Raw genomic sequence first — 24,320 nt, 5'->3', positions numbered from 1 at the left:
CCTCTTTCCAGTTCCGGATTATTATTTTTGGTAAAAGAGGTGTTTCAAATCCGCTTTAAGGGAATAAAAAAAGTAACCAGAGATTGCATGAAAGTTACTTGCTTTTTCTGATAATTAACTATATATTGTGTCGGAATAATGAATTAGACACTATATATTGTTTTATGAAGAAGAGTTATGATAAACTAATAAGTAATCAATTGCAAGACAAGGAGCGATAACATTGACTATCCATTTCGAGTCATTAAGGCAGGTTAATATCGAGGCGCTTAATGAAGATATAAAAAAATTTGAAGCAGTGCACCCAATCACAAAAGAAATGCATATCACCCATCAAGGCGTGTCGAGATTGGTCATGCTGGACCGGTATGCATATAAAGATACAGAGAAAAAAACATTAAAAAAAGGTGATTTTGTTGTTTTGACCGTAAAAGCAGACCCTAAATTTCCCGCTCGGGGTCTAGGATTTATTATAGATATTAATTGGGAAGAAAACAAGGCGGAAGTAGCTGTCGAATCCGATTATGTCGGAGTTTTAGATAAGGAAGAAGAACGGGAAAGCGGGATGATTACGCGTTCACTCGATGTTATCGAAAAGCCGTTGGAAATTTATTATGAACAAATTGCCAAAAGAAATGCGAGCGGCCTTTCCGAAGTGGAAGAAACTGAAGAAAGAAAAGCCAGATCATTTGATGCTTTTTATAATCAATTGGCTTCTATGAATTTTATTCCGGCGGGACGTGTGCTATATGGAGCAGGCGCTGAAACCGATGTAACCTATTTTAACTGTTATGTGATGCCTTTTGTAAAAGATTCACGCGAAGGCATTTCCGATCATCGTAAACAGGTAATGGAAATTATGTCACGCGGCGGCGGTGTCGGCACGAACGGTTCCACATTAAGACCGCGAAATACACTGGCCAGAGGAGTCAACGGAAAATCTTCAGGAAGTGTCTCCTGGCTGGATGATATCGCCAAATTGACGAATCTGGTTGAACAGGGCGGTTCCAGACGCGGAGCACAAATGATTATGCTTGTCGATTCGCACCCGGATATTGTAGAATTTATTATTTCTAAAATGCAGAATCCGCGTATTTTACGTTATTTAATAGAAAATACAGAAGACGAGCAAATGAAGCAGCTGGCAAATGAGAAGTTAAAATTTACCCCGCTGACAGAAACAGAATTTGATTTGTATCAGGGAATCGTCAATTATAAAGCCATCCCCGGCCAAGGCGGCTTCACAGATGCTGCCATGAAGCAGGCGGCGGAGTTATTGCGCGATGGAGGAACGTATTCCGTCCATAACCCGGATTTCCTGGCAGGAGCAAATATTTCTGTCTGTATTACAAAGGAATTTATGGAAGCCGTGGAAAAAGACGATTATTATGAGCTGCGCTTTCCAGATGTAGAAAATTATACACCGGAAGAAATGAAAGCCTATAATGAACAATGGTATGAGGTGGGCGATGTCCGTAAATGGGAAGAAATGGGCTATGGTGTTCGGGTTTACCGGAAAGTGAAAGCAAAGGAACTGTGGAACTTGATTAATATTTGTGCAACATATTCCGCAGAACCGGGCATTTTCTTTATAGATAATGCTAATGAAATGACAAATGCAAAAGCATACGGTCAGCAGGTTGTTGCGACAAACCCTTGCGGCGAGCAGCCGCTTGCTCCGTTTTCTGTTTGTAATTTGGCTGCCGTCAACCTTGCTGAAATGGCAGATAAAGGCACCAAAAAGATAAATGTAGAAAAATTAAAAGATACTGTAGAAACTGGAGTGCGGATGCAGGATAATGTAATTGACGCAACACCATATTTCTTAGAAGAAAATAGAAAACAGGCTTTAGGAGAAAGACGTGTCGGCTTAGGCGTGATGGGACTGCATGATTTATTGATTTATTGTGAAACAGCTTATGGCTCAGAAGAAGGAAATAAGCTGATTGACCAAGTGTTTGAAATCATGGCAACTACTGCTTACCGCACTTCAATCGAGTTGGCGAAAGAAAAAGGAAGCTTCCCTTTCCTGGTGGGTGAAACAGAGGAAGAAACAAAAACGCTCCGTGAACGTTTTATCCAAACAGGGTATATGCAAAAAATGCCTGCAGACATTCGGGAAGGTGTATTAGAGTATGGTATCCGCAACTCGCATCTGCTGACTGTTGCTCCAACCGGAAGTACGGGTACGATGGTTGGAGTAAGTACGGGACTTGAACCATACTTCTCCTTTTCTTACTACAGAAGCGGCCGATTAGGTAAATTTATTGAAGTAAAAGCAGATATTGTGGAGGAATATTTAAAAGAGCATCCAGAAGCAGCGGATAAAGAGCTGCCGGAATGGTTTGTAACCGCAATGGACTTAAGTCCGGAAGCGCATGCTGATACACAATGTGTGATTCAGCGCTGGGTAGACAGCTCTATTTCCAAAACAGTAAATGCACCAAAGGGGTATACTGTTGATCAGGTAGAAAGTGTATACCGCCGCTTGTATAATGGCGGTGCCAAAGGCGGTACTGTCTATGTGGATGGAAGCAGAGATTCCCAAGTCTTGACCTTAAAAGCAGAGGATAACCAAGTAGGGGAGCAGACAGAATTATTCCCGGATGAGGAAGAAGATAAAAAAATTGTTCTTATGGACACCATTCAGGAATTAGATAAAACAAATGTAACAATCGGGTCTGAGGTAGGAGATACCTGTCCAGTCTGCCGAGAAGGCAGTGTAGAAGACATCGGCGGATGTAATACGTGTACCAGCTGTGGAGCTCAATTGAAATGTGGTTTGTAAACAATAAAGAGAACGGTTTTGAGCCGTTCTCTTTTAAATATGTTAATATTGCCCCAGCAATCCCTTTTTCATCGCCATACGTTCACAATATTTAAAAAATAACAGACCGGCAATAAAATAGACGAAAGCATTTATAAATAAAATTAACAGTGGCAGCCAGCCGATATCCATCAATGTCTGTCCGTCAATCATGATACCTCTGACTAAATCAACGCCAATAACAAATGGCAGGAAATACATCAAGGGAGATGCAGCAAGCGGAATAAAGGTCAGCCCGGCCAATAAAAATTGCAATATCTGCAAAAAGGCTTGAATTTGTTTATAAACAATGGCCAGCCCGCCGACTATTAAACCCACGCCATACATTCCGAAAACAGTTAATACAAAGACAGGGAAAATAGATACAATATCAATATTAAGCCATTGTCCTGCTGTCAGCATGGTAATAACCAATAAAACAGATATAATGATTCCGTAAATAATCGTACTGGCTACAAGTCTTGTGCTTAAAATGCGCCAGATGCCCATTGGTGACATCGATAATTGTTCAAGCGTTCCGCGAATGGCTTCATTCACAATTTCAAAACCAAACATTTGAATAACGCTAAGTGCTAAGAACCAGAAGATGTAGTTAACAATCACAAATTGAATATTTGCATCCTGTGTTGATGGATCCCCAAAAAAATGTATTACTCCAAATAAACCTAAAAAGATAAAGTAAAAGGTTAAAACAAGTGCAAGGGTATTCGGTAAATAGCGTTTCAGTTCCAGATATTCCTTTCGCAGATTTGCTCTAAATAGGTTAATCCATGGCATGGTGATAGTCTCCTTCAATAATTTTTAAAAATACTTCATCAAATCGAACCGATTTCCGGTCAATCGAGTCAATTGGAGTGCGATTCAATTGTAATACCTGAAAAATCTGATAAATATCCTCGCTTTTCTCAAGCTGTACAGTAAGATAGCTGAAGCGTTCATCTTCTACATAATCGTTTGTTGGAAAACGGGAGGAAATCGCTTTTCGCTGGTCTGGTGACAAAGCTTCACTTAAGGTCAGCCTGTAAGAACGCACTTCAAATAGTTTAATCAATTCATCGACCCGCTGATCGATAACGACAGTTCCTTGATTAATAATGACGGTGCGGTCACAAATATCCTGAATGACTTCCATGTCATGAGAGCTGATGATAATGGTACGCTGATAATTTTGAACAATGGATTTCAAGATTTCTCTAACCTCCAATCCGGTTTGCACATCTAAACCAAGCGTCGGTTCATCTAAGAGCATGACTTCCGTATTGGCAAGCATCGCTACAGCTATTGCTAATTTTTGCTGCATCCCTCGGGAAAGCCGGTTTACCAGCTCATTCTCTTTTTCCTTCAAACGGAACATTTGCAGCAGCTCATCGATCTCTTCTTTGACTTCCTTTCTTGACCTTCCTCTGTTTCCGGCAAAATACTCCAAGTTCTCTCTCACCGTAAGCCGCCAATATAAATTACGATTGCCCTCCAGCACGGCGCTGATATGATGTAACGATTCTAAGCGTTTCGCTGTATTGGGTACTCCTTTTATCTTTATTTCGCCGCTGTCCGGGTATAACAAACCGCATATTAACTTAATCGTAGTTGTTTTTCCGGCTCCGTTCGGACCAAGCAGGCCAAGAATCTCTCCTTTATAAACATTAAAATCAACATCTTTGACTGCTTGAACAATTTCCTTTGATTTTCTTTTCCGGTAGCTTTTATTTAACTGGCTGATCTCAATTATCTTTTCCACGTTATCCCTCCTCTTTCTGAAATAATTGTAGCAATCGGCAAAAATTCGAACAACAACCCATCGAAGGAAATAACCTCCGTCTTCAGACGTATAAACACAGGATATATTTCAATTTTATTTTGTTTACTGGAAGTGATAAATGCATATGAAAATATACAAATAAAGGATAATAACTTGAGTTTTATGAGGAAATCAGCTATTATTAAATTAGAAAAAAAGTTTCCTTTGATAAAAAAAATTAACGTTCTTATTGAAGGTGTTCACGTTTCTCTGTGGCAAAACATAGAAAGGAGCTTTTTTATGCCTACACCAAGTATGGAAGACTATATTGAAATTATTTATAATTTAATTGAAGCAAAGGGTTACGCAAGAGTTTCATCGATTGCAGAAGCATTAGAAGTGCACCCGTCCTCTGTGACAAAGATGGTCCAGAAATTGGACAAGGACAATTATTTAGATTATGAAAAATACCGCGGTTTTGTACTGACATCGAAGGGCAAGAAAATCGGTGAACGGCTTGTCTTCAGACATGAGCTGTTAGAAAATTTTCTGGAGTTAATCGGAGTGGACGAAGAACATATATATAATGATGTAGAAGGTATAGAGCATCATCTCAGCTGGAATTCGATCGACAGAATAGCAGATGTGGTTGCTTATTTTAAAGAAGATGAACGGCGGAGAAAAGATCTGCAAAAAATAAATGAAGTTAATAAAACCTAACCGGTTATTCTCAGGAATGACTGGTTTTTTTGATGCGGTTTAACTTGTCATTTCTTCATCTTCTGGTGCGAAAAAGCATAATAAACAAGCCGATAGACGTATAAATCAATAAGCACCTATAAGGGATGGAGCGATGTCATGAAAATTGATGCTGTATTTTCTGGCGGGGGAGTGAAGGGGTTTGCGTACGTCGGCGTATTGGAAGCCTGGGAGGAGAAAAATTTGCAGGTAGAGCGTGCAGCTGGAACTTCTGCAGGTGCTATTATAGCCGGGTTTCTGGCAGCTGGTTATCATTATAAGGATATTAAAGAATTAATGAAAACTTTGGATGTTCAGGATTTAGCTGATCCGCCGCTGTTATCCAAAGTATTGCCGGCTACAAAGTGGTTATTTCTGTATTTTCAATTAGGATTATATAAAGGGGAGAAGCTGGAAGCATGGCTGGGAGACGCATTATCCAAGCGGAATATATATCGGTTTGGCGATTTAAAGCCAGGTGTGCTAAAGGTAGTTGTCAGTGATTTATCGCTTGGTAAACTTGTTGTTATCCCGGATGATTTAGAAAGAGTTTATGGCATTCATCCAGATACGTTTTCGGTAGCCGCCGCTATTCGGATGAGCGCCGGGTTTCCTTATTTTTTTATGCCGAAATCCATACAGGGTAAAAATAAGCAAAAAAGCATTATCGTGGACGGCGGACTACTTAGTAATTTTCCGTTGTGGATTTTTTCAGAAGCAGAAGAGAAGCAGGTTCGACCTGTTATCGGTGTAAAATTAACAGAACCTTCCACATCTGTAGAGCCGCGCGAGATTCGAAATGCGCTCAATATGTTCCCTTCTCTTTTCGTAACGATGAAGCAGGCACATGATAATCGATATATTTCAAAACACCAGGCGGATCATATTATTTTTGTCCCCACTCCTGAACAGAATTCCATGAATTTTAATATAACAGAAGAGAGCAGAGAGAAACTGCGGCGGATTGGAAAAGAATCCAGTGAAAAATTTTTGCGTACGTGGAGCGGTTAATTATTTTTTTCAGAGGTACGTAATGGATAAAGCGCGTTCGAATGGGATAATATTCGAACGCGCTTTATTTGAAGAATAAAAAATTATATAAAAAATGCTGAATATAGCCGCTCCAACGGGTTTCATGGGGTGAGTAATCTTAGGCCCCGGAAATACACTACGCTTTCCGTGGGCCCCGAGCTCATCTCCTTTAAAGAAGACTTAGCGATTGGCAAGCCGACAGGCGCAGACAGAGCTAAAGTCGCACTTATACCCCGAGGGTGAAAAGAAGACTTAGCGATTGGCGAGCCGACAGGCGCAGACAGAGCTAAAGTCGCACTTATGCCCCGCGGGCAGAAAAAAAGAAGAACACTTTTTCCTGCGGGGTCTTCTCACTGGGACTGGGACTGCGGTTACTCGCCCCACCGAAAACCATTGCAATTACTCGTCCCATCAAAACCGTCGCTAGAATTTGCATTATTTCCTTGTAAAAAAGCAAATAAAACATAATTCCACTTAAATGGGAAATGAGAGAATATAAAAAAGGAGCTTAAAATCTAAGCTCCTGCAAAGGTCTGCCCTGTAATAATTTATTTCTAAGAAGAAACACGGTTCTTTTTCTTTGCTTTATTTCCTTCGATGACACGCAAATGACTTGCTCTTTTAGGATTTCTTTTCTTTTGATTTGCTTTCTGATGGCTGGAACCAGCTGATTTCACAGCCTGTTTATGACCGTACTTGGATTTAGATTGTTTTACAGCCTGCTTATATTTTTTCATGCTGTCGCGCTGTCGTCCGGAAGGCTGTCTATTGCGTATGAGAAAGAAATAAACCAATCCAAAAATAGCTGCCCCTATCCCGATAGAAATCAATAGTCTTGAAAGAAATGCAACGGTATTTCCAAATAGCTGTGTAAATAAACCGAAAGCTGCAAAAGCAATAATCAAATAAACAAAAATAGATACTGCTTTATTTCTCAATTGAAATCCTCCTTTCTCACACATTATTTATACTTCTATTTTACCATATCATGCTACAGGATGCCTGTGAAGGAGCTTCTGCCAATCCGCCAATATATCGGATGGAGATTACCCGAGACACTCGAAGGCTGGACAGAAATCACGGTATCCTGTGGAAACTGTTTGCTTGTTAATTAATTATTCCCTCTTTCATAAAAAATATTCCCGCAGATTAACAGAAAGATTATTTCTTCATACGAGTTTCATGATTTGGTCATACTAGAGAGTGGAGGTGTTTATTAATGAGGCGCTTATCAAAAAAACAACAAATAAATGATAATGAGGAATCTGTATTAAAAAAATCGATGTACACAGGATTTGTCGGCGGGGTTGTATTCAGTTTACTTGCAAGTGTAATGTATTACTTTAATTTTTTGGAGGTCGCACCAAAGTTTTATCTGCTGACTTCCTGGGTATCAGAAGGATGGACAGATACGTGGCTCGGTATCTTCTTTACAACGATTCTGGCTGGGGTAGTTTCTCTGCTCACCGCGTTTCTATATTATATGATTTTCAGAAAAATAAAGTATATGTGGGTGGGAATTATCTACGGCTTTATCTTATGGGCTCTTATATTCCTTTTATTCCGTCCCATATTTAACGATATTCCTGCTGTGACGGAATGGAATTTGAACACCTGGATAACAACCATCTGCTTATTTATTTTATATGGCACATTTATCGGCTATTCCATCTCCTATGATTATATGGATTCGCAGCAAACCGAAGACATCATAAAGAAAAGCTAGGATTTTCCTGTGATTATTCAAACGCATCTATATATGATAAAATACTTATGATACTTGAGATTTTGGAGAGGATGAAACCTTTTGACGAAATTGGACCGCTTACGTGAAAAACTGGAAGAAAACAAAGCAGACGCCATAATTATTGACAGTCCGTATAACAGACGTTACCTGACTAATTTTACTGGCACAGCTGGAACAGCATTGATTACATCAGATAAGGCTCTATTTATTACAGATTTTCGTTATACAGAGCAGGCTGCTGAACAAGCGGCAGCATTTGAAATTATAGAGCATAAACAAGGAATGATTCAGGAAATTGCGAACCAAATCGACAAGCTTGGTGTAAAGAGGCTGGCTTTTGAGAAAAATTATACGACTTACAGCCAATTTGAAACATATCAAAATCAATTTTCTCAAGAGTTGATTCCTGTAGAAGGAATCGTTGAAGCATTACGGATGATTAAAACCCCTGATGAGCTGGAAATTATGAAAAAAGCTGCGAAAATTGCAGATGACGCATTTGCGCATATTCAATCATTTATCGAGCCTGGGGTGAAGGAAATCGATATCTCGAATGAATTAGAATTCTTTATGCGCAGACAGGGAGCGACTTCTTCCAGCTTTGATACCATTGTAGCGTCCGGCTTACGTTCTGCTCTGCCGCATGGGGTGGCATCTGATAAAAAAATAGAAGAGGGCGAACTGGTGACCCTGGATTTTGGTGCATTATATGAAGGGTATTGCTCTGATATCACAAGAACGGTAGCTGTTGGAGAAATTTCTGCTGCGCTGCGTGAAATTTATGATATAGTATTAGAGGCGAATCTTCGCGGAGTTAAAGGGACGAAAGCTGGCATGAGCGGGAAAGAGGCAGATGCTTTGACCAGAGATTACATTACGGAAAAAGGATATGGCGAGCGTTTCGGTCATTCGACAGGTCATGCAGTGGGAATGGAAGTTCATGAGAGTCCTGGGTTGTCGACTCGTTCTGAAGCAATATTAGAACCAGGCATGGTCGTAACAGTAGAGCCGGGGATTTATGTTCCGGGGGTAGGCGGCTGCCGCATTGAGGACGATATCGTTATTACAAAAGACGGCAATGAGCGATTGACCTTTGCTCCCAAAGAATTAATCCAATTATAAAAGGGTACAGGAGGAAAAAATATGATTTCAGTAAATGATTTTAAAACAGGTTTAACCATTGAAGTAGACAATGATATTTGGCAGGTTATTGAATTCCAGCACGTAAAACCAGGAAAGGGAGCGGCATTTGTACGTTCAAAACTCCGTAATTTACGTAATGGAAATATTCAAGAAAAAACGTTCCGCGGCGGCGAAAAGGTAGAAAAGGCGCATATTGAAAATAACAAAATGCAGTATTTATATGCTTCTGGCGATGCGCATGCATTTATGGATACATCGTCGTATGAGCAAATTGAAATTCCAGAGAGTCAAATTAAAGATCAATTGAAATTTATTAAAGAAAACATGGAGGTTTCTGTGGTCACCTATCAGGGTGAAATCATCGGAGTAGATCTTCCAAATAACGTAGAGCTTACAGTAACAGAAACAGAGCCCGGAATTAAAGGGGACACAGCGAGCGGAGGTTCCAAACCGGCTACGTTAGAAACCGGCCATATTGTACAAGTTCCTTTCTTTGTTAACGAAGGGGACGTTCTCGTTATTAATACTGCGGATGGGAAATATGTTTCCAGAGCATAATTTAATAAACACAAGCAGTTTGCTGAAACTTCGGCAGACTGCTTGTTTTTTTATGTAAAAAAATAAGTGACGGGCTTCAGCTATTTTTTGAAATTCCTTTGTTATCACTCCTCTCTCTCCCAAACCTTTCAATAAAGAAAAAGCTCCCAGGGCATAATTTCATTTTAAAATCATATATCTCTAAGTAAAACAAGCTGATTTTGTATTTTTAAAAAGCGGGGTTTTAGGATGAATGAGATTTTACGGCTTTTTCCGCCATCTTTTCAGGACCGGATAGACGGTCTTATAGGTCATCGCTGGTCACAGCTTCAAGAAATACGAGTGCGTATTCATCAAAAAATAGAATTTATTTTCGACTCAGCTGTTTGCTGGCTGGACGAGCCATTGCCACATAAGAAAGAAGCTGTTTTTATTCTGAATCAGCTGAGTGAATATTCGCTGTATCGGCTGGAAGAAGAGCTGCGTAATGGGTTTATAACCATTGAAGGCGGTCATCGTGTCGGCATTGCAGGAGGTATTATAACAGCGGATCAAAAAGTAAAAGCGATTCAGCCTGTTTCATTTTTTAATATTCGTATTGCCAAGCAAAAAAAAGGCTGTGCAGATATGCTGATGCCTTACATCTATGATGGGATATACCATCACACTATGATCCTTGGAGCACCGCAATCTGGAAAAACAACGATAATACGCGATATCTGCAGGCAAATAGCCAGTCAATCTGCTACGAGCCGCTCTAAAAAAGTAACCATCGTGGATGAGCGTTCCGAAATAGCAGCATCCATCCGCGGTGTTCCGCAGCATGATATAGGGATGAGAACGGATGTGTTAGATGCCTGTCCGAAAGCAGAAGGGATGATGATGGCGATTCGTACGTTATCTCCTGATATTCTGATTGTCGATGAGATTGGCACAGAAAAGGATGTGGAGGCGATTATCGAAGCATCCCAGGCAGGTGTGAAGGTTATTTGTACAGTGCATGCAGGAGATATGGCTGATTTATACCGCCGCCCTATTATGCAAAAAATAGTTCAGGAATTAATTTTTGAGCGTTACCTGCTGTTAGGGCAGGGAAAAAGAATCGGAAAGCTAGCTTGTGCCTTTGACAAAGACGGGAATCCGATCAGTTTTAAGCAAAGAGGTGGTGAAGGTGAAGTGGATTGGCGTGCTGCTTTTAATTAGTATGTCTACAGTACTTGGCTGGGAATGGGGAAGAGCATTAAAACAGCGGCCCAAGCATATTCAATTATTATTGCAGTCTCTTCAGATTTTAGAGGCGGAAATGGTATACAGCCAGGTCCCATTACAAGAAGCATTTCAACTAATCAGTAAGAAATTGCAGGGTCCGACTGCTTTATTTTATCAGGAACTGGCTGAGGAGCTGGAAAATAAAGAAAAAGATTTTGATGAGATATGGGAAGAATGTGCGCAAAGATTAATCGGACAATCTGCGCTGCAAAAAAGCGAGCTGGAGATATTGCTTCAGTTTGGCAGAACACTGGGACAGCATGATATTGAGCAGCAGAAAAAGCATATAAAATTAACCAATCTCTATTTAGAAGAGCAGTGGAAAAATGCCACAGAACGTTTTCAAACGTATGGAAAGCTGTCAAACGTGCTGGGACTTCTGTGCGGTATCTTTCTGGCACTATTGTTTATGTAATGAAATGAGTGGCATCAGGGAAGGAGCAAGTACATGTTTGTGGATGCATTGATACTATTTCAGATTGCTGGTATAGGCATTATTGTAGCGCTTATCCATACGATTTTAAAACAGATGGGCAAGGAAGAAATTGCCCAATTTGCTACGTTGATCGGCTTTATACTTGTTCTGCTCATCGTGGTGAACGGGCTCTCAGATTTATTTCAGCAAATCAGATCTGTATTTCTATTTTAAGGAGATTGGATATGGATATTCTCCAGATTACGATTTTAGGTGTACTCGCAAGCATATTATATATCCTGGTAAAAGAGGTACAGCCTTCGCTTGCTTTTTTAATTATTCTTATCACGGGTATTGTTATCTTTTTCTCCATCATTCAGCAAGTCCAATTAATATTTGAAACCATCCGGAAGCTGGGCGACCAGGCGAATGTGCAAGGACTTTATTTAACAACGATTTTAAAAATTATCGGTATTTCTTATATTGCTGAAATCGGGGCTCATCTGACGAAGGACGCCGGTCTGAATTCTGTATCCAAATACATTGAATTAGCAGGAAAAATATTTATTTTACTGCTTGCTGTTCCCATTATTACTGCGGTAATCGAAGCGATTATCGGTTTTATCCCTAATGTTTGATTGGCGAAAGAAAATGAAGCCGGGAAAGGGAGTATCCAGATTGTCTAAAAGACCTGTCAACTTACTCCGAATACTATGTATGCTATTTATCGCTCTTGTTATTAGCCAAGGAAATTCAACAGTTGTCCAAGCTGAGGATGCTCCGATGACCGAAGAGGAGGAGGAAACCCTTCAAAATTCTTTATTAGATGAGATTTCACTGGATGAAATTCAATCCTATTGGGATCAGCTGATTATAGAGTACGGAGATAACTTACCTGACTTACAAAAAATCAGTATCTATGAATGGATTAAAAATGGAAACAGCTTCTCCATTCAAGATATTCTGATGCATTTTTTGCGCTACCTCCTCCATGAGCTGATTATCAACGGAAAGCTTTTAGGGACACTTTTAATGCTGACCTTATTTGCTGTTGTGCTTCAGTCGATTCAATCTGCATTTGAACAGACAACCGTCAGCAAGGTTGCTTATTTTGTGGTTTTTTTAGTCCTGTTGTTTATCGTATTGAACAGCTTTTACCTGGCGACCTCCTATACAAAAGATGCGATTGATACCATGCAAAGCTTTATGATTGCGCTTCTGCCTCTGGTACTGGGGATGATGGCGAGCTTTGGAAATGTAATTTCTGTCTCTTTTTTTCACCCGATTATTATATTTTTTATTCACTTTAGCGGTGTGTTTATTTCAGCCTTTGTTTTACCTTTGTTATTCCTTTCCGCCATGCTGATTATTATCAGCAGTTTAAATAGTCACTTTAAAGTAACGCATTTGGCCAATCTCTTTAGAAACGTTGCTGTAGGCAGTCTGGGTATTTTTTTAACTATTTTCCTTGGGGTTATTTCTGTTCAGGGGACTGCGACAGCAATCCAAGACGGAGTAGCAATGAAAACAGCTAAATTTGTAACAGGAAATTTTATACCGATACTAGGACGGACATTCACCGATGCTGCGGATACCATCCTTAGTGCCTCCCTCATTTTAAAAAATGCTGTCGGCATGATTGGCCTGTTTATTATTTTGTTTATTGTCGCTTTCCCGGCTTTAAAAGTGGGAGTCATTGCAATAATTTATAAGCTGGCGGCAGCAATATTACAGCCGATTGGCGGAGGTCCGATCGTGCAATGCTTAAATACAGTGAGCACGTATATTTTATTTATCTTAGCCTGTTTGCTGGCAGTCTCCCTGATGTTCTTTCTTGGAATCGTCATCATTGTCGCAGCAAGTAATTTAACCGTCTTACTAAGATAGGGGTTGATGAGAATCGAAATATTTACAGACTGGGTGACACAAATTATTTTATTTATCATATTGGCCTCCGTAATCGATTTGCTTGTGCCGGCAAATCATCTGCAAAAATATGTGCGGCTGGCGATTAGCTTAATCTTGATTTTGATTCTTCTTCAGCCTGTTTTTTATTTGTTTAATACGGATATAAATACTGCTATATCAAGCTCGATGAACAAAATAGAGAGCCAGTTTCAAGGACAGCCTTCGATAGAAAATCAAATAGATTTAGAAAAAAAAGAAATAGAAAGTGGACAAGATGCATATATTTTAGAACAAATGGCTATTGAATTGGAAAAAATAGCGGCAGAACCATTAAAAGAGGAATTTAACGCAGAGATTGCCTCTATTGATTTCCAATTTTCTGTAATGGACTCCGTATCCTACGAGGAGCTGACAGAGGTCATTGTTTATATAACAGAATCAGAACCAGGGGAAGGAGCGATGAACACGGTTGAAGATGTGGTTATTGAATGGGGCAATGAGGAGGAAACGCATTCGGAAGAGCCATTACAAGAGATGGAGGCCAGTTTAAAAGAAATTTGGGAAATTGAGGATAAAGAAATAACGGTCTATTGGGAAGGAGAGGGATTTTGAAAAATAAACTGACTCACTTTTTAAAACAGACCACGGATAGCGAGCAAGCTTCTGGGAAAGAAAAAAAGCAGCCGTCTAAAAAAATAGGATTTATTGTTATTTTAGGACTGGTGGGAATTTTATTTATGATTATCAGTAATGTATTAAAACCGGAAGAGGAGGTTCAGCCCGTACCTTATGACGATTCACAGCTGGAAATTTCGGAAGAAGCGGCTTCAGAATCGACAGGTGGTGAAGTAGAAGACCTGGAGAATGAGTTAGGCGAACAATTATCCAGCATGCTGAATCAGATGGATGGTGTTTCGGAAACAGAAGTAATGATCAATTTAGAAGCAACAAGTGAACAGGTGTATGAAAAAAATAGAACAACAGGCAAACAGACGACAGACGAAACGGATCGAAACGGAGGTTCAAGAGTGGTTGAGGATCAGACGGATGATCATCAGGTCGTGCTTTATCGCCAGGGCGATCAGGAAACACCATTATTGGTACAAACCAAACAGCCGGAAGTACGGGGCGTATTCATTGTAGCACAAGGCATGGAAAGTCAATCGATGAAAAGTCAAGTCATTGAAGCAGTATCCAGAGTATTAGATGTCCCTTCACATAAAATCTCAGTGATGCCTAAAAATTAAGGAGGTAGAATGTATGTTAAAAAAACAAACAGTATGGTTACTCACAATGTTAAGCTTGATGGTTGTTTTAAGTGTCTATTATATCTTTTCAGCAAATGGGAATGATTTAGCTTTTGTGGACGATGGGCAGGACGCGACTTCAGAGGATGTGGTTCCTGCAACTCAATCTGAAGAAGGAATTGAAGTGGACAATATAGAAAATGTAGACAGCGATGAATTATTCACGACCATCCGTATGGAAATCCAAGATGAACGCAGCCGCAAAAAAAGCCAGTTAACAGATGTAGTGGCTTCCGCAAATGCATCAGCAACTGAAAAGGATGAAGCATTGCAGGAAATTGACGGGTTAGAGGAATTAGAGAGTAAGGAATTGATTCTTCAGGAGCAGCTGCTGGCTGCAACAGAATATGAAGATGTGCTCGTCCGTTCCAACGATGGGAAAGTCCATATTCATGTGAAAACGGAGGAATTACCCGTAACAGAAGCAGCGAATATCATGCAAATGGCCCGTGATGAATTTGGAGAAGATGTCAAAGCGGAAGTTAATTTCCAGCCAACTGCTGAAACGACAGACATGGAAGATACAACGGAAACAGAAGAAGCAGCCGAAACAGAAGAGACAGAAGAAACGGGAGAAACCCAAGAAGGAGAAGAATCAGAAGACACAACCGAAACGGAAGAGTAAAACAATAAGAGGCTGGGACAAAACCCAGTAAAAACAGAAAAAGTGACTTTCTACTAAGGCAAGTAGGAAGTCACTTTTTTAATTGGATAAAAAAATGAAATAAATGTACAAAAAAAGGATACCTTCTGATAAAGTTAAAGTACCACTACAAAAACAGAATCGAGGTATCCTTATGTATAAATATTATAACGTAAATCAAATCGTTTTGCCATTAGATTTCGAGATGAAATTACAAGAAAATGATATAGCTTATACAGTCCATGAATTTATTGAACAGATTCCAGAAGAAGCTTTCACCGGTTTTATCCGTCAGACAGGCTGTCCAGCCTATCATCCGCGTATGATGATGAAAATTATTTTATGTGCTTATACCCAGTCGGTGTTCTCTGGCCGAAAAATCGCAGGATTATTAAAAGACAGTGTGCGGATGATGTGGCTTGCGCAAGGATATGAGCCCAGTTATCGTACCATCAACCGTTTTCGTGTGAATCCGGAAGTAAAAGAACTATTGCGTCAGTGCTTCGTTCAGTTTCGTTGTCAGCTGGTGGAAAAAGAGTTGATTGATGCAGAGGCTATCTTTATTGATGGAACCAAAATCGAAGCCAATGCCAATAAATTCACGTTTGTCTGGCGAAAATCGATTGAACGCTATCAAGCAAACCTTATCGAGAAATCGAATGCGCTCTATGAAGAACTGGTAGAAAAAGAAATTATTCCAGAAATCGAACGGGAAAGCCCGGAAACGCTATCGACAAAAGAACTTCAACAGATAGCAGGGAATTTGGATAAGTCTGTCCAAACCTATACGGAACAAATCGAATTAAGTGAAGAAGCACAAGACCGAAAAGTTTTGCGTTCGGAACGGAAGCAGCCAAAACAAGCCTTAAAAAAAGTGCATGATTACATACATCGGAAAGAAAAATATGAAGAAGCATTGGAGATTTTAGAAGAACGTAACAGCTATTCCAAGACGGATCATGACGCCACCTTTATGCGATTGAAAGATGACCATATGAAGAATGGACAGTTGAAAGCTGCTTATAATGTGCAATTGGCAACAGAAGGACGTTACGCATTAACCTATGATATTTTTCCGAACCCTACCGATACACGAACATTGATTCCTTTTTTAGATCGAATTGAAAAGGAATATTTTGTGTTGCCTGAATTCCTCGTAGCGGATGCAGCTTATGGAAGTGAACAGAATATAGAAAATGTCACCCTGGAACGATTACGAACTGCCCTCATCACTTACAATATGTATCGGAAAGAGAAGAAGAAAAAATACAAAAACAATCCTTTTAACACCGCTAACTGGGATTATGATGCCGAAAAAGATGCCTTTACTTGTCCAAATGGGCAAGCTTTACGGAAAACGTAAGATAGATGTGGAGCCATTCTTTGGATTCTTGAAGGCTAATTTGGGTTTCACTCGTTTCTCGGTACGAGGAAAACCCAAAGTGGAAAATGAATTGGGATTCGCCTTAATGGCAGTGAATCTGAGAAGATACACTGCCTCTAGCCGCTTTTTTATGTATTTACTTATAAATGATTTCAAAAAAGATGGATTTCGCATCAAAACTCGATGTGGAATCCATCTTTTTTATTTTTGGCTAGTTATGTCCCAGCCTCTTTACAAATGTAAAAAACAAGTTTATCCCAACATTAACAGGCATTAACTGTTATAATAATAAAAACAGCTTTTCATCCAGTTAATACAGATTTGATTACGGTAGACTTGATGTTTTTGTTCATTCTATCGTAATATATTAGAAGGTAATGAAACAGCCAGCATGAAATTATAAAAAGATAACAATCGAAATGAGGAGTGCCAATATGTTACAAGTAGATGAAATAAGAGAAATTATTCAAATGGTCGATAAATCATCATTAACCGAATTTTCCTATGAGGCAAACGGTGCAGTCATAGCTATGAAAAAAAACACAGGCTCTGTTACTACTACCGTCCAATCACAGCCTCAAGCCGCAGCAGAACCTCAAGCTCCGGCAGTTCAAGAATCCAAGCCTGAGGTAAGCGCACAGCCAGAAATTAAAGCAGAGGAAACACCGCAAATTTCAGCGGATTATGATTATGAAATTGTTTCCCCGATGGTCGGAACATTTTATACTTCTTCTTCTCCAGACAGCGATCCTTTTGTAACAAAAGGAAGCACGGTAGACACAAGCACAGTGGTTTGTATTGTAGAAGCGATGAAATTATTTAATGAAATTGAAGCGGAAACCAATGGAGAGATTGTGGAAGTTCTAGTTGAAAATGGCGAGCTTGTAGAATATGGTCAGCCATTATTTAGAGTAAAGAAGAAGTAAGGGGATGGAATAAGTGATTAAAAAGCTATTAGTTGCCAATCGTGGAGAAATAGCTGTCCGAATTATCCGTGCCTGTAAGGAGATGGGCATAGAGACAGTTGCAATATATTCTGAAGCGGATGAAGAGTCCCTGCATGTGGAGCTGGCAGATGAAGCCTATTGCGTCGGTCCGAAATTAAGTAAAGACAGTTATTTAAACATAACTAATATTATGAGTGTTGCATTGTCTACAGAGACTGATGCGATACACCCGGGTTATGGATTTCTAGCAGAGAATGCTGACTTTGCAGAGATTTGCAGGGCATGCAATGTAACCTTCGTCGGTCCGACACCGGAAGCCATTCAAAAAATGGGAATTAAGGATGTCGCCAAGGAAACAATGAAATCTGCAGATGTACCGGTTGTACCTGGTTCAGAAGGAATTGTTGAAGGGGTAGAGCATGCAAAAGAAATTGCTTTGGAAATAGGTTATCCTGTTATCATTAAAGCAACTGCCGGGGGCGGCGGAAAAGGAATCCGCGTGGCCCGTACCGAAGAAGAGTTAATAAAAGGAATGGAATTAACACAAAAAGAAGCGGAAACCGCCTTTGGAAATCCAGGTGTCTATATTGAAAAATATATCGAAGACTTTAGACACGTAGAAATTCAAATACTGGCCGATACGCATGGAAATGTGGTTCATCTTGGAGAAAGAGACTGCTCAATCCAGCGCCGTCTGCAGAAATTAGTGGAGGAATCACCTTCTCCTGCAATCAATGAAACACTGAGAGAACGGATGGGGGATGCTTCTGTAAAAGCTGCCCAAGCCGTGGACTATGTAGGTGCGGGAACGATTGAATACATTTTTGACAGACAATCGGAAGCATTTTACTTTATGGAGATGAATACCCGTATTCAAGTAGAGCATCCTGTAACAGAAATGGTTACCGGAGTGGATCTGATTAAAGAACAAATTCGAATTGCAGACGGTCAGGAGCTTGCGTTTACCCAAGAAGATATTACATTTGAGGGGCATGCAATCGAATGCCGTATCAATGCCGAAAATCCATATAAGAATTTTATGCCTTCCGCAGGGGAAATTGAAATGTATCTGCCGCCTGGCGGACTTGGAGTTCGTGTGGACTCCGGCGCTTACAGCGGATATAGAATTCCGCCATATTACGATTCCATGATCGCGAAGCTCATCGTTTATGCTTCCACCAGAAATGAAGCCGTAGAACGTATGAAGCGTGCTTTGGAAGAGTTTGTTGTTGAAGGAGTGCATACAACCATTCCATTCCAATATCAAATCATGAGCCATCCTGTGTTTAAAGAGGGAGACTTCAATACGAATTTCTTAACTGAATATCCAATCATCGAAGAAAAGGAAGATGAGGATAGCAAATAAGGAGTGAAGGCAATGAGTGATCAACTATTATTAGAGATACGTGAGGATGACAGCTTAGGCAGTGTACAGATTGTACCGGAAGTCCTTGAGGTTATAGCAGGACTTGCTGCAACGGAAGTAGATGGGGTAAAATCAATGCACGGCAGCTTTGCAACAGGGGTTGCGGAGAAATTTGGCAAGAAGTCCCACGGTAAAGGGGTCCGCGTAGAATTAACGGATAATGGTGCTATTATTGATATTTATGTAATCCTTAAATTTGGAAAATCGATTCCGGAGGTTGCTGCAAAGCTGCAGACGAATATTAAGCAAAATATTCAAACCATGACATCTATCCAGGTGGAAGAAGTCAATGTTCATGTAGCAGGTATTCAAATGGATAATCAGGAAATTGTATAAATACAAGTACAATAAATGTTCAAATGAGAAGCGGTGAGATTTAGTTATTTTTTGAACATACCTTATGACTCATGCCTCAAAAAATAAAAATAAAGACAGATGTATGAATATACATTTTAAAACAAAGAGGAGCACAGGCAAATGACCTGTGTTTTTCTTTTTGAGAAATTGGGAAAAAAGGCTTCAGCTCTGTAAATTCTTTTTTATTTTTCTTAAAAAAGCGAGTATACGGTATCCTAGCCAAAAATAAGGGAAACGTGTTATGATTTTAACAGTAAATGAAAGAATGTAGAAGGAGACGTGTGATGAATCGACATAAAGCCAGAGAAAAAGCGTTTCAGACGCTTTTTCAGTTAGATATGAATGAAGATGAGGTAAGCTTAGCAATGGAATCATTGAAGGAAGAAGAGCGGAAAGACGTATTTCTGTCCATGCTGATTGAAGGCGTAATTACGTATAAAGAAGCAATTGATTCAAAAATATCGGAGAACCTGGAAAAATGGTCGCTCGAGCGGGTTGCGTCCGTAGAACGTACTATTTTAAGACTTGCTGTTTATGAATTATTATACATGGAGGATATTCCCCAAAATGTAACTATCAATGAAGCGGTAGAGCTGGCTCACACATTTGGAGATGAACAATCCGGTAAATTCATTAATGGTGTCTTATCAAAGGTTATTTCTTAAGGAGGGAATTGATTATGACTGCAGAGTTATTAAACGGAAGAGAGCTGTCAGATGAGTTAAAAGAAGAAATGAAACATGAAGTAGAGACTTTGAAGCAACAGAATATCCACCCGCATTTAACGGTTATTCTGGTAGGAGATAATCCTGCGTCTAAATCCTATGTGAAAGGAAAAGAAAAAGCATGTGATTTCACCGGGATATCGTCCAACTTAATCGAGCTGCCGGAATCGGTTTCCGAGCAGGAGCTGTTACAGGTGATTGAAGGGCAGAATAATGATAAGGGTGTACATGGTATTCTTGTTCAATTGCCATTGCCTGATCATATTGACGAACAAAAGGTCATCCACGCTATTTCTCCTTTAAAAGACGTAGATGGTTTTCACCCGGTCAACATTGGAAAGCTTGTAAATGGAGAAGAAACCTTTTTGCCTTGTACTCCTTATGGGATACTGACGATGCTTGAATCTAAAAATATTGAAATAGAAGGGAAGCGCGCTGTTATTATCGGACGCAGCAATATTGTCGGAAAACCGATGGGATTATTGCTGTTAGAGAGAAATGCGACAGTTACATATTGTCATTCCCGTACGCAAAACCTTCGTGAACTTGCGTTGGAAGCAGATATTTTAGTAGTTGCTATGGGCAGAGAGCATGCTGTTGACGGAAGCTATGTGAAAGAAGGAGCAGTAGTTATCGATGTTGGTATTAACCGCATGGACAATGGCAAGCTGACTGGTGATGTGGAATTCGAAAGTGCGAAGGAAAAAGCGTCTTATATTACACCGGTTCCCCGCGGTGTCGGTCCGATGACGATTACAATGCTTTTAAAAAATACCATCAAGGCAGCTAAAGGACTGTCTGAAAAGTGAAAGACAATTATCTGACGGTTACTGCACTAACCAGGTATGTGAAGCGTAAGATAGATACAGACCCCCACCTGAGACAGGTTTGGCTGCGAGGGGAAATATCTAACTTTAAACACCATAGCCGCGGACATATGTATATGACCATTAAGGATGATAATGCCCGTATTCAGGCAGTGATGTTCTCTTCGAATAACAGCAGGCTTGTTTTTCGTCCGGAAAATGGCATGAGTGTGCTTATTCGGGGAGAGGTAAGTGTCTATGAGGCAAGCGGTCAATATCAGCTCTATATCCGTGATATGGAGCCAGATGGCATCGGGGCGTTGTATCAGGCTTTTGAGCAATTGAAAGAAAAATTGCAGACAGAAGGCTTATTTCTTGATGACCAGAAAAAAAAGATTCCTGCTTATCCGAATCATGTCGGTGTCATTACATCTCCGACCGGGGCAGCTGTCCGCGATATTGTAACAACGATTGAAAGAAGAGCACCCTCTGTGAAGATTACGGTTCTGCCGGTATCTGTGCAAGGTCCGCAGGCGACCAGTTCCATTGTGAAAAAGATTCAATATGCGAATGCTTTTCCAGAGGAATATGACGTTTTAATCGTCGGCCGCGGCGGCGGGTCGATTGAGGAGTTGTGGAGCTTTAACGAAGAAGCAGTGGCACGAGCGATTTATGCATCGGAGATTCCTGTTATTTCTGCGGTGGGGCATGAAACAGATACAACAATTGCTGATTTTGTATCTGATTTACGTGCGCCGACGCCGACAGGAGCAGCTGAGTTAGCTGTCCCTTCGCAAAAGGAACAGCTTGATAAAGTATCGTATTTAGCTCAGCGTCTGTCACAGGTGATGCGTACAGACCTGCAAATGCAGCGTAAACGATTGGAATCATTAAGCCAAACCTATGCATTTAAATACCCGAAACAGCTGATTGCCCAAAAAGAACAAGAACTGGATTCGATGCTGGATTCATTAAACAAGTCGTTAAAAGCAAGAATAGAACAGAAGCAGCTTCGTTACACGCATCTTAAGCAGAGGCTGGATACACAGCATCCGGAGCAGGAAATAAAAACAGCAGCTGATAAAAATAGTAAATTGCTATCCGAGTTAAACCGTTCCATGAAACAGCTGTTTGCGAAATCGGAAAGCGACTTACAGGCTTCTATTAATAAACTAATGCTGGTTAACCCGCTGGCTGTCATGGCTCGCGGTTATGGAATCAGTTATAACCAAGACGGTGATGTGATTAAATCCATCAAGGACGTGAATAAAGGAGATCCCATTGATGTGCGGCTGCAAGATGGATATCTGCATGCAAACGTACAAAAGATAAAGGAGGTAGATCAGAGTGGCAGAAGAGAAGAAATATGATGAATTAACCTTTGAGCAGGCAATGGAAAAGCTCGAAGTCATTGTGAATAAGCTGGAGGAAGGCGATGTTCCTCTTGAAAAAGCGATTGAGTATTATCACGATGGGATGAAGCTCTCTAAGCTATGTAATGAAAAATTAACCAATGTACAGGAAAAAATGGTTCATATTTTAAATGAGCAGGGTGAACTGGAGCCGTTTGAAGTAGAGGAGGACAAATAAGATGGCGCATAAACGATTACAGGCATATTTAACGTATTATCGGGAGGAGCTCCAAAAAGCGTATACAAGCTGTTTTAACAAGCTGGAGATACCGGGTAATTTAAAACAGTCCATGCTTTATTCCTTAGATGCCGGAGGAAAAAGATTGCGTCCTATTTTATTATTTGCCAGCTATGAAGCATACGGTCAGGATGTTCAAAAAGCGATGTCATCCGCGATTGCTCTTGAGATGATACATACCTATTCGCTTATTCATGATGATTTGCCGGCAATGGATGATGATGATTACCGGCGCGGTATGTTAACGAATCATAAAAAATTTGATGAAGCTACAGCCATTCTTGCGGGGGACGCCTTGTTGACCTACAGCTTTGAATTGATTTTAAATGATCCATTGCTTACTGCAGATGAAAAAGTGACGCTCACTAAAGAATTAACTGCCTGCAGCGGTCCGAAAGGGATGGTCGGCGGACAGATTCTTGATATGGAAGCAGAGAAACAATCTGTTTCGTTAGAAGCCATGGAAGAAATTCATGCCTTGAAAACAGGGGAACTGATTCGTTTCGCTATTTTTGCAGGAGCGTTTTTAGCAAATGCAACAGATGAGCAGGTACGTTATTTAGAGAAATATGCTTATTATTTAGGGCTTATTTTTCAGGTGCAGGATGATATCCTGGATGTTTCCGGCGAGGAAGAAAAGCTGGGCAAGCGGGTAGGCAGCGATGAATTAAACGAAAAAAGCACGTACCCTAAATTATTAGGGCTGGAAGGTGCAATTGCGCAAAAAGAAAAATACGTTCAACAAGCATATGAGAACTTGAAATTAGCTGACGCAGAAGATTCTCTTTTAAAAGCATTGACGGATTACTTTAGTGAAAGAGACCACTAAAAGCGTGTGTTGACACATTATATATGTAAAGGAAACAGGTTATGAAAAAAAAGAAAAGAATTGCTGAGCTATTAGTAGAAAGAGAATTGGCGGAAGATATGGAAAAAGCGAAACGTGCGGTGATGGCGGGACTGGTTTATTCAGGAGAAGAGCGTGTGGATAAGCCGGGAAGCCTTGTTCCTGTCGATAAGCCGCTCCGAATCAAAGATAAACGTTTAAAATACGTAGGCCGGGGCGGCTATAAACTTGAAAAAGCTCTTCAATTATTTTCAGTGTCTATTTCGGATAAAATTTTTATGGACATCGGCTCTTCGACAGGCGGTTTTACAGATTGTGCTTTGAAAAATGGTGCAAACAAATGCTATGCCATTGATGTCGGCTATAATCAATTAGATTGGAAGCTCCGGAACGACCCTCGTGTGATTGAGATGGAACGGACAAACTTCAGACATGTTAAACCAGAGATGCTCGAGTATGGTTTGCCTGAAGTTGCTTCTATTGATGTGTCTTTTATTTCATTGAAGAATATATTCCCTGTTCTGGCGTCATTGCTGCATGAAAAAAATGATGTTATTGCGTTAATAAAGCCTCAATTTGAGGCTTTAAGAGACCAGGTTGGAGAAAAAGGGATTGTCAGAGATCCGGCAATTCATCTGGAGGTTCTCGAAAAAGTGGTAAATTATGCAGCGATGGCCTCATTTACTTTAGTGGATATAACATACTCTCCTATCAAAGGAACAGAAGGCAATATTGAATTTCTGGCACATTTCAAATGGAGAAATAAAGAAATGCCAAAAGAAATCGTATTAGAAGAAGTCGTCAGGGAAGCACAGCAGGCATTAACTCAATAATTCTGGAAAGCATGACCATATCACATTATAAGAAGATGTAT

At 40.2% G+C, this 24,320-nt stretch carries 26 protein-coding genes and 1 pseudogene; 24 read left to right on the top strand and 3 right to left on the bottom strand.

The annotated features are described in order from the left end of the window. Positions 1–223: 223 nt before the first annotated feature. Entirely contained in the window at positions 224–2,788 is a 2,565-nt protein-coding gene (locus MKY65_RS14325; RefSeq protein WP_339177907.1) for a vitamin B12-dependent ribonucleotide reductase, read from the top strand. A gap of 42 nt (positions 2,789–2,830) precedes the next feature. Here MKY65_RS14325 and MKY65_RS14320 read toward each other — a convergent pair whose 3' ends face one another. Together MKY65_RS14320 and MKY65_RS14315 are read right to left on the bottom strand one after the other, a co-directional pair. Beyond that, the gene (locus MKY65_RS14320; RefSeq protein ID WP_339177906.1) at positions 2,831–3,604 is read right to left on the bottom strand and encodes an ABC transporter permease; all 774 of its coding nucleotides are present in this window, start codon (positions 3,602–3,604) and stop codon (positions 2,831–2,833) included. Further along, positions 3,591–4,565: an ABC transporter ATP-binding protein gene (locus MKY65_RS14315; protein WP_339177904.1), complete on the bottom strand. Its 975-nt coding sequence runs from the start codon at positions 4,563–4,565 to the stop codon at positions 3,591–3,593. The genes MKY65_RS14320 and MKY65_RS14315 overlap by 14 nt, the downstream gene beginning before the upstream one ends. Positions 4,566–4,865: 300 nt before the next feature. Here MKY65_RS14315 and mntR point away from each other — a divergent pair, with 300 nt between their 5' ends. Next, complete coding sequence (mntR, locus tag MKY65_RS14310; protein WP_193063922.1) at positions 4,866–5,285, top strand: transcriptional regulator MntR; 420 nt, start codon at positions 4,866–4,868, stop codon at positions 5,283–5,285. Between the two features lie 138 nt (positions 5,286–5,423). Then, on the top strand, positions 5,424–6,314 hold the full coding sequence (locus tag MKY65_RS14305) for a patatin-like phospholipase family protein (RefSeq protein ID WP_193063921.1): 891 nt from the start codon (positions 5,424–5,426) through the stop codon (positions 6,312–6,314). Between the two features lie 575 nt (positions 6,315–6,889). Here the strand turns inward: MKY65_RS14305 and MKY65_RS14300 are convergent. Next, positions 6,890–7,273, bottom strand: a complete 384-nt coding sequence (locus tag MKY65_RS14300; RefSeq protein ID WP_193064740.1) for an SA1362 family protein — start codon at positions 7,271–7,273, stop codon at positions 6,890–6,892. Positions 7,274–7,554: 281 nt separating this feature from the next. On the opposite strand from MKY65_RS14300, the gene MKY65_RS14295 reads away from it, so the two are divergent. From MKY65_RS14295 to MKY65_RS14195, 21 genes and pseudogenes are all read left to right on the top strand, one after another. Continuing rightward, the gene (locus MKY65_RS14295; RefSeq protein ID WP_193064741.1) at positions 7,555–8,061 is read left to right on the top strand and encodes a YqhR family membrane protein; all 507 of its coding nucleotides are present in this window, start codon (positions 7,555–7,557) and stop codon (positions 8,059–8,061) included. Between the two features lie 81 nt (positions 8,062–8,142). Next, positions 8,143–9,204 carry a Xaa-Pro peptidase family protein gene (locus MKY65_RS14290; RefSeq protein WP_339177894.1) on the top strand — a complete coding sequence of 354 codons (1,062 nt, stop codon included), beginning with the start codon at positions 8,143–8,145 and terminating at the stop codon, positions 9,202–9,204. 21 nt (positions 9,205–9,225) lie between these two features. Beyond that, complete coding sequence (gene efp, locus MKY65_RS14285; RefSeq protein ID WP_339177892.1) at positions 9,226–9,783, top strand: elongation factor P; 558 nt, start codon at positions 9,226–9,228, stop codon at positions 9,781–9,783. A gap of 228 nt (positions 9,784–10,011) precedes the next feature. Continuing rightward, complete coding sequence (gene spoIIIAA / locus MKY65_RS14280) at positions 10,012–10,965, top strand: stage III sporulation protein AA (RefSeq protein ID WP_339177890.1); 954 nt, start codon at positions 10,012–10,014, stop codon at positions 10,963–10,965. Beyond that, positions 10,934–11,446, top strand: coding sequence for a stage III sporulation protein SpoIIIAB (gene spoIIIAB, locus MKY65_RS14275; protein WP_339177888.1), 513 nt, complete (start codon positions 10,934–10,936; stop codon positions 11,444–11,446). Before spoIIIAA ends, spoIIIAB begins: the two co-directional genes overlap by 32 nt. Positions 11,447–11,479: 33 nt before the next feature. Next, positions 11,480–11,680 (top strand): stage III sporulation protein AC, encoded by a 201-nt coding sequence (gene spoIIIAC, locus MKY65_RS14270; RefSeq protein WP_042534715.1) that lies wholly within the window; start codon positions 11,480–11,482, stop codon positions 11,678–11,680. Between the two features lie 11 nt (positions 11,681–11,691). Then, positions 11,692–12,084 (top strand): stage III sporulation protein AD, encoded by a 393-nt coding sequence (gene spoIIIAD / locus MKY65_RS14265; protein WP_042534713.1) that lies wholly within the window; start codon positions 11,692–11,694, stop codon positions 12,082–12,084. A gap of 40 nt (positions 12,085–12,124) precedes the next feature. Beyond that, complete coding sequence (gene spoIIIAE, locus MKY65_RS14260; protein ID WP_339177883.1) at positions 12,125–13,333, top strand: stage III sporulation protein AE; 1,209 nt, start codon at positions 12,125–12,127, stop codon at positions 13,331–13,333. A 6-nt stretch (positions 13,334–13,339) separates the two neighbouring features. Beyond that, positions 13,340–13,966: a stage III sporulation protein AF gene (spoIIIAF, locus tag MKY65_RS14255; protein ID WP_226895092.1), complete on the top strand. Its 627-nt coding sequence runs from the start codon at positions 13,340–13,342 to the stop codon at positions 13,964–13,966. Next, complete coding sequence (gene spoIIIAG, locus MKY65_RS14250; protein WP_339177880.1) at positions 13,963–14,601, top strand: stage III sporulation protein AG; 639 nt, start codon at positions 13,963–13,965, stop codon at positions 14,599–14,601. Before spoIIIAF ends, spoIIIAG begins: the two co-directional genes overlap by 4 nt. A gap of 13 nt (positions 14,602–14,614) precedes the next feature. Further along, positions 14,615–15,286, top strand: coding sequence for a SpoIIIAH-like family protein (locus MKY65_RS14245; protein ID WP_339177879.1), 672 nt, complete (start codon positions 14,615–14,617; stop codon positions 15,284–15,286). A 172-nt stretch (positions 15,287–15,458) separates the two neighbouring features. Next, positions 15,459–16,965, top strand: a pseudogene (locus MKY65_RS14240) (IS1182 family transposase). A gap of 157 nt (positions 16,966–17,122) precedes the next feature. Further along, a complete protein-coding gene (gene accB, locus MKY65_RS14235) occupies positions 17,123–17,614 on the top strand; it encodes an acetyl-CoA carboxylase biotin carboxyl carrier protein (RefSeq protein ID WP_339177876.1) in 492 nt (163 codons plus the stop codon). Between the two features lie 13 nt (positions 17,615–17,627). Further along, the gene (gene accC, locus MKY65_RS14230) at positions 17,628–19,001 is read left to right on the top strand and encodes an acetyl-CoA carboxylase biotin carboxylase subunit (protein WP_339177873.1); all 1,374 of its coding nucleotides are present in this window, start codon (positions 17,628–17,630) and stop codon (positions 18,999–19,001) included. Positions 19,002–19,013: 12 nt separating this feature from the next. Then, positions 19,014–19,397 (top strand): Asp23/Gls24 family envelope stress response protein, encoded by a 384-nt coding sequence (locus MKY65_RS14225; protein WP_339177870.1) that lies wholly within the window; start codon positions 19,014–19,016, stop codon positions 19,395–19,397. A 305-nt stretch (positions 19,398–19,702) separates the two neighbouring features. Further along, positions 19,703–20,083 (top strand): transcription antitermination factor NusB, encoded by a 381-nt coding sequence (gene nusB / locus MKY65_RS14220; protein WP_339177867.1) that lies wholly within the window; start codon positions 19,703–19,705, stop codon positions 20,081–20,083. Positions 20,084–20,097: 14 nt separating this feature from the next. Next, positions 20,098–20,952, top strand: coding sequence for a bifunctional methylenetetrahydrofolate dehydrogenase/methenyltetrahydrofolate cyclohydrolase FolD (gene folD / locus MKY65_RS14215; RefSeq protein WP_339177865.1), 855 nt, complete (start codon positions 20,098–20,100; stop codon positions 20,950–20,952). Next, complete coding sequence (gene xseA, locus MKY65_RS14210; RefSeq protein ID WP_339177862.1) at positions 20,949–22,319, top strand: exodeoxyribonuclease VII large subunit; 1,371 nt, start codon at positions 20,949–20,951, stop codon at positions 22,317–22,319. The genes folD and xseA overlap by 4 nt, the downstream gene beginning before the upstream one ends. Further along, entirely contained in the window at positions 22,297–22,539 is a 243-nt protein-coding gene (locus tag MKY65_RS14205) for an exodeoxyribonuclease VII small subunit (RefSeq protein WP_256704802.1), read from the top strand. The genes xseA and MKY65_RS14205 overlap by 23 nt, the downstream gene beginning before the upstream one ends. Position 22,540: 1 nt before the next feature. Beyond that, positions 22,541–23,428 carry a polyprenyl synthetase family protein gene (locus MKY65_RS14200; protein ID WP_339177858.1) on the top strand — a complete coding sequence of 296 codons (888 nt, stop codon included), beginning with the start codon at positions 22,541–22,543 and terminating at the stop codon, positions 23,426–23,428. Positions 23,429–23,469: 41 nt separating this feature from the next. Further along, complete coding sequence (locus MKY65_RS14195; RefSeq protein ID WP_339177857.1) at positions 23,470–24,279, top strand: TlyA family RNA methyltransferase; 810 nt, start codon at positions 23,470–23,472, stop codon at positions 24,277–24,279. The last annotated feature ends 41 nt before the right edge of the window (positions 24,280–24,320 follow it).

Source organism: Oceanobacillus sp. FSL W7-1293, from assembly GCF_037969815.1.
Lineage (GTDB): Bacteria > Bacillota > Bacilli > Bacillales > Amphibacillaceae > Oceanobacillus > Oceanobacillus oncorhynchi.
Note: the sequence above shows the minus strand (reverse complement) of the source record. Positions and strands in the feature narration are given on the sequence as shown.

What these genes read in the sequence shown, in the direction of transcription:
- folD (WP_339177865.1), top strand. Translation starts at nt 20,098, where the DNA reads ATGACTGCAGAGTTATTAAACGGAAGAGAGCTGTCAGATGAGTTAAAA.
- accB (WP_339177876.1), top strand. Translation starts at nt 17,123, where the DNA reads ATGTTACAAGTAGATGAAATAAGAGAAATTATTCAAATGGTCGATAAA.
- MKY65_RS14195 (WP_339177857.1), top strand. Translation starts at nt 23,470, where the DNA reads ATGAAAAAAAAGAAAAGAATTGCTGAGCTATTAGTAGAAAGAGAATTG.
- MKY65_RS14245 (WP_339177879.1), top strand. Translation starts at nt 14,615, where the DNA reads ATGTTAAAAAAACAAACAGTATGGTTACTCACAATGTTAAGCTTGATG.
- MKY65_RS14305 (WP_193063921.1), top strand. Translation starts at nt 5,424, where the DNA reads ATGAAAATTGATGCTGTATTTTCTGGCGGGGGAGTGAAGGGGTTTGCG.
- spoIIIAD (WP_042534713.1), top strand. Translation starts at nt 11,692, where the DNA reads ATGGATATTCTCCAGATTACGATTTTAGGTGTACTCGCAAGCATATTA.
- MKY65_RS14200 (WP_339177858.1), top strand. Translation starts at nt 22,541, where the DNA reads ATGGCGCATAAACGATTACAGGCATATTTAACGTATTATCGGGAGGAG.
- spoIIIAA (WP_339177890.1), top strand. Translation starts at nt 10,012, where the DNA reads ATGAATGAGATTTTACGGCTTTTTCCGCCATCTTTTCAGGACCGGATA.
- spoIIIAC (WP_042534715.1), top strand. Translation starts at nt 11,480, where the DNA reads ATGTTTGTGGATGCATTGATACTATTTCAGATTGCTGGTATAGGCATT.
- spoIIIAF (WP_226895092.1), top strand. Translation starts at nt 13,340, where the DNA reads ATGAGAATCGAAATATTTACAGACTGGGTGACACAAATTATTTTATTT.
- mntR (WP_193063922.1), top strand. Translation starts at nt 4,866, where the DNA reads ATGCCTACACCAAGTATGGAAGACTATATTGAAATTATTTATAATTTA.
- MKY65_RS14295 (WP_193064741.1), top strand. Translation starts at nt 7,555, where the DNA reads ATGAGGCGCTTATCAAAAAAACAACAAATAAATGATAATGAGGAATCT.
- nusB (WP_339177867.1), top strand. Translation starts at nt 19,703, where the DNA reads ATGAATCGACATAAAGCCAGAGAAAAAGCGTTTCAGACGCTTTTTCAG.
- MKY65_RS14320 (WP_339177906.1), bottom strand. Translation starts at nt 3,604, where the DNA reads ATGCCATGGATTAACCTATTTAGAGCAAATCTGCGAAAGGAATATCTG.
- efp (WP_339177892.1), top strand. Translation starts at nt 9,226, where the DNA reads ATGATTTCAGTAAATGATTTTAAAACAGGTTTAACCATTGAAGTAGAC.
- MKY65_RS14225 (WP_339177870.1), top strand. Translation starts at nt 19,014, where the DNA reads ATGAGTGATCAACTATTATTAGAGATACGTGAGGATGACAGCTTAGGC.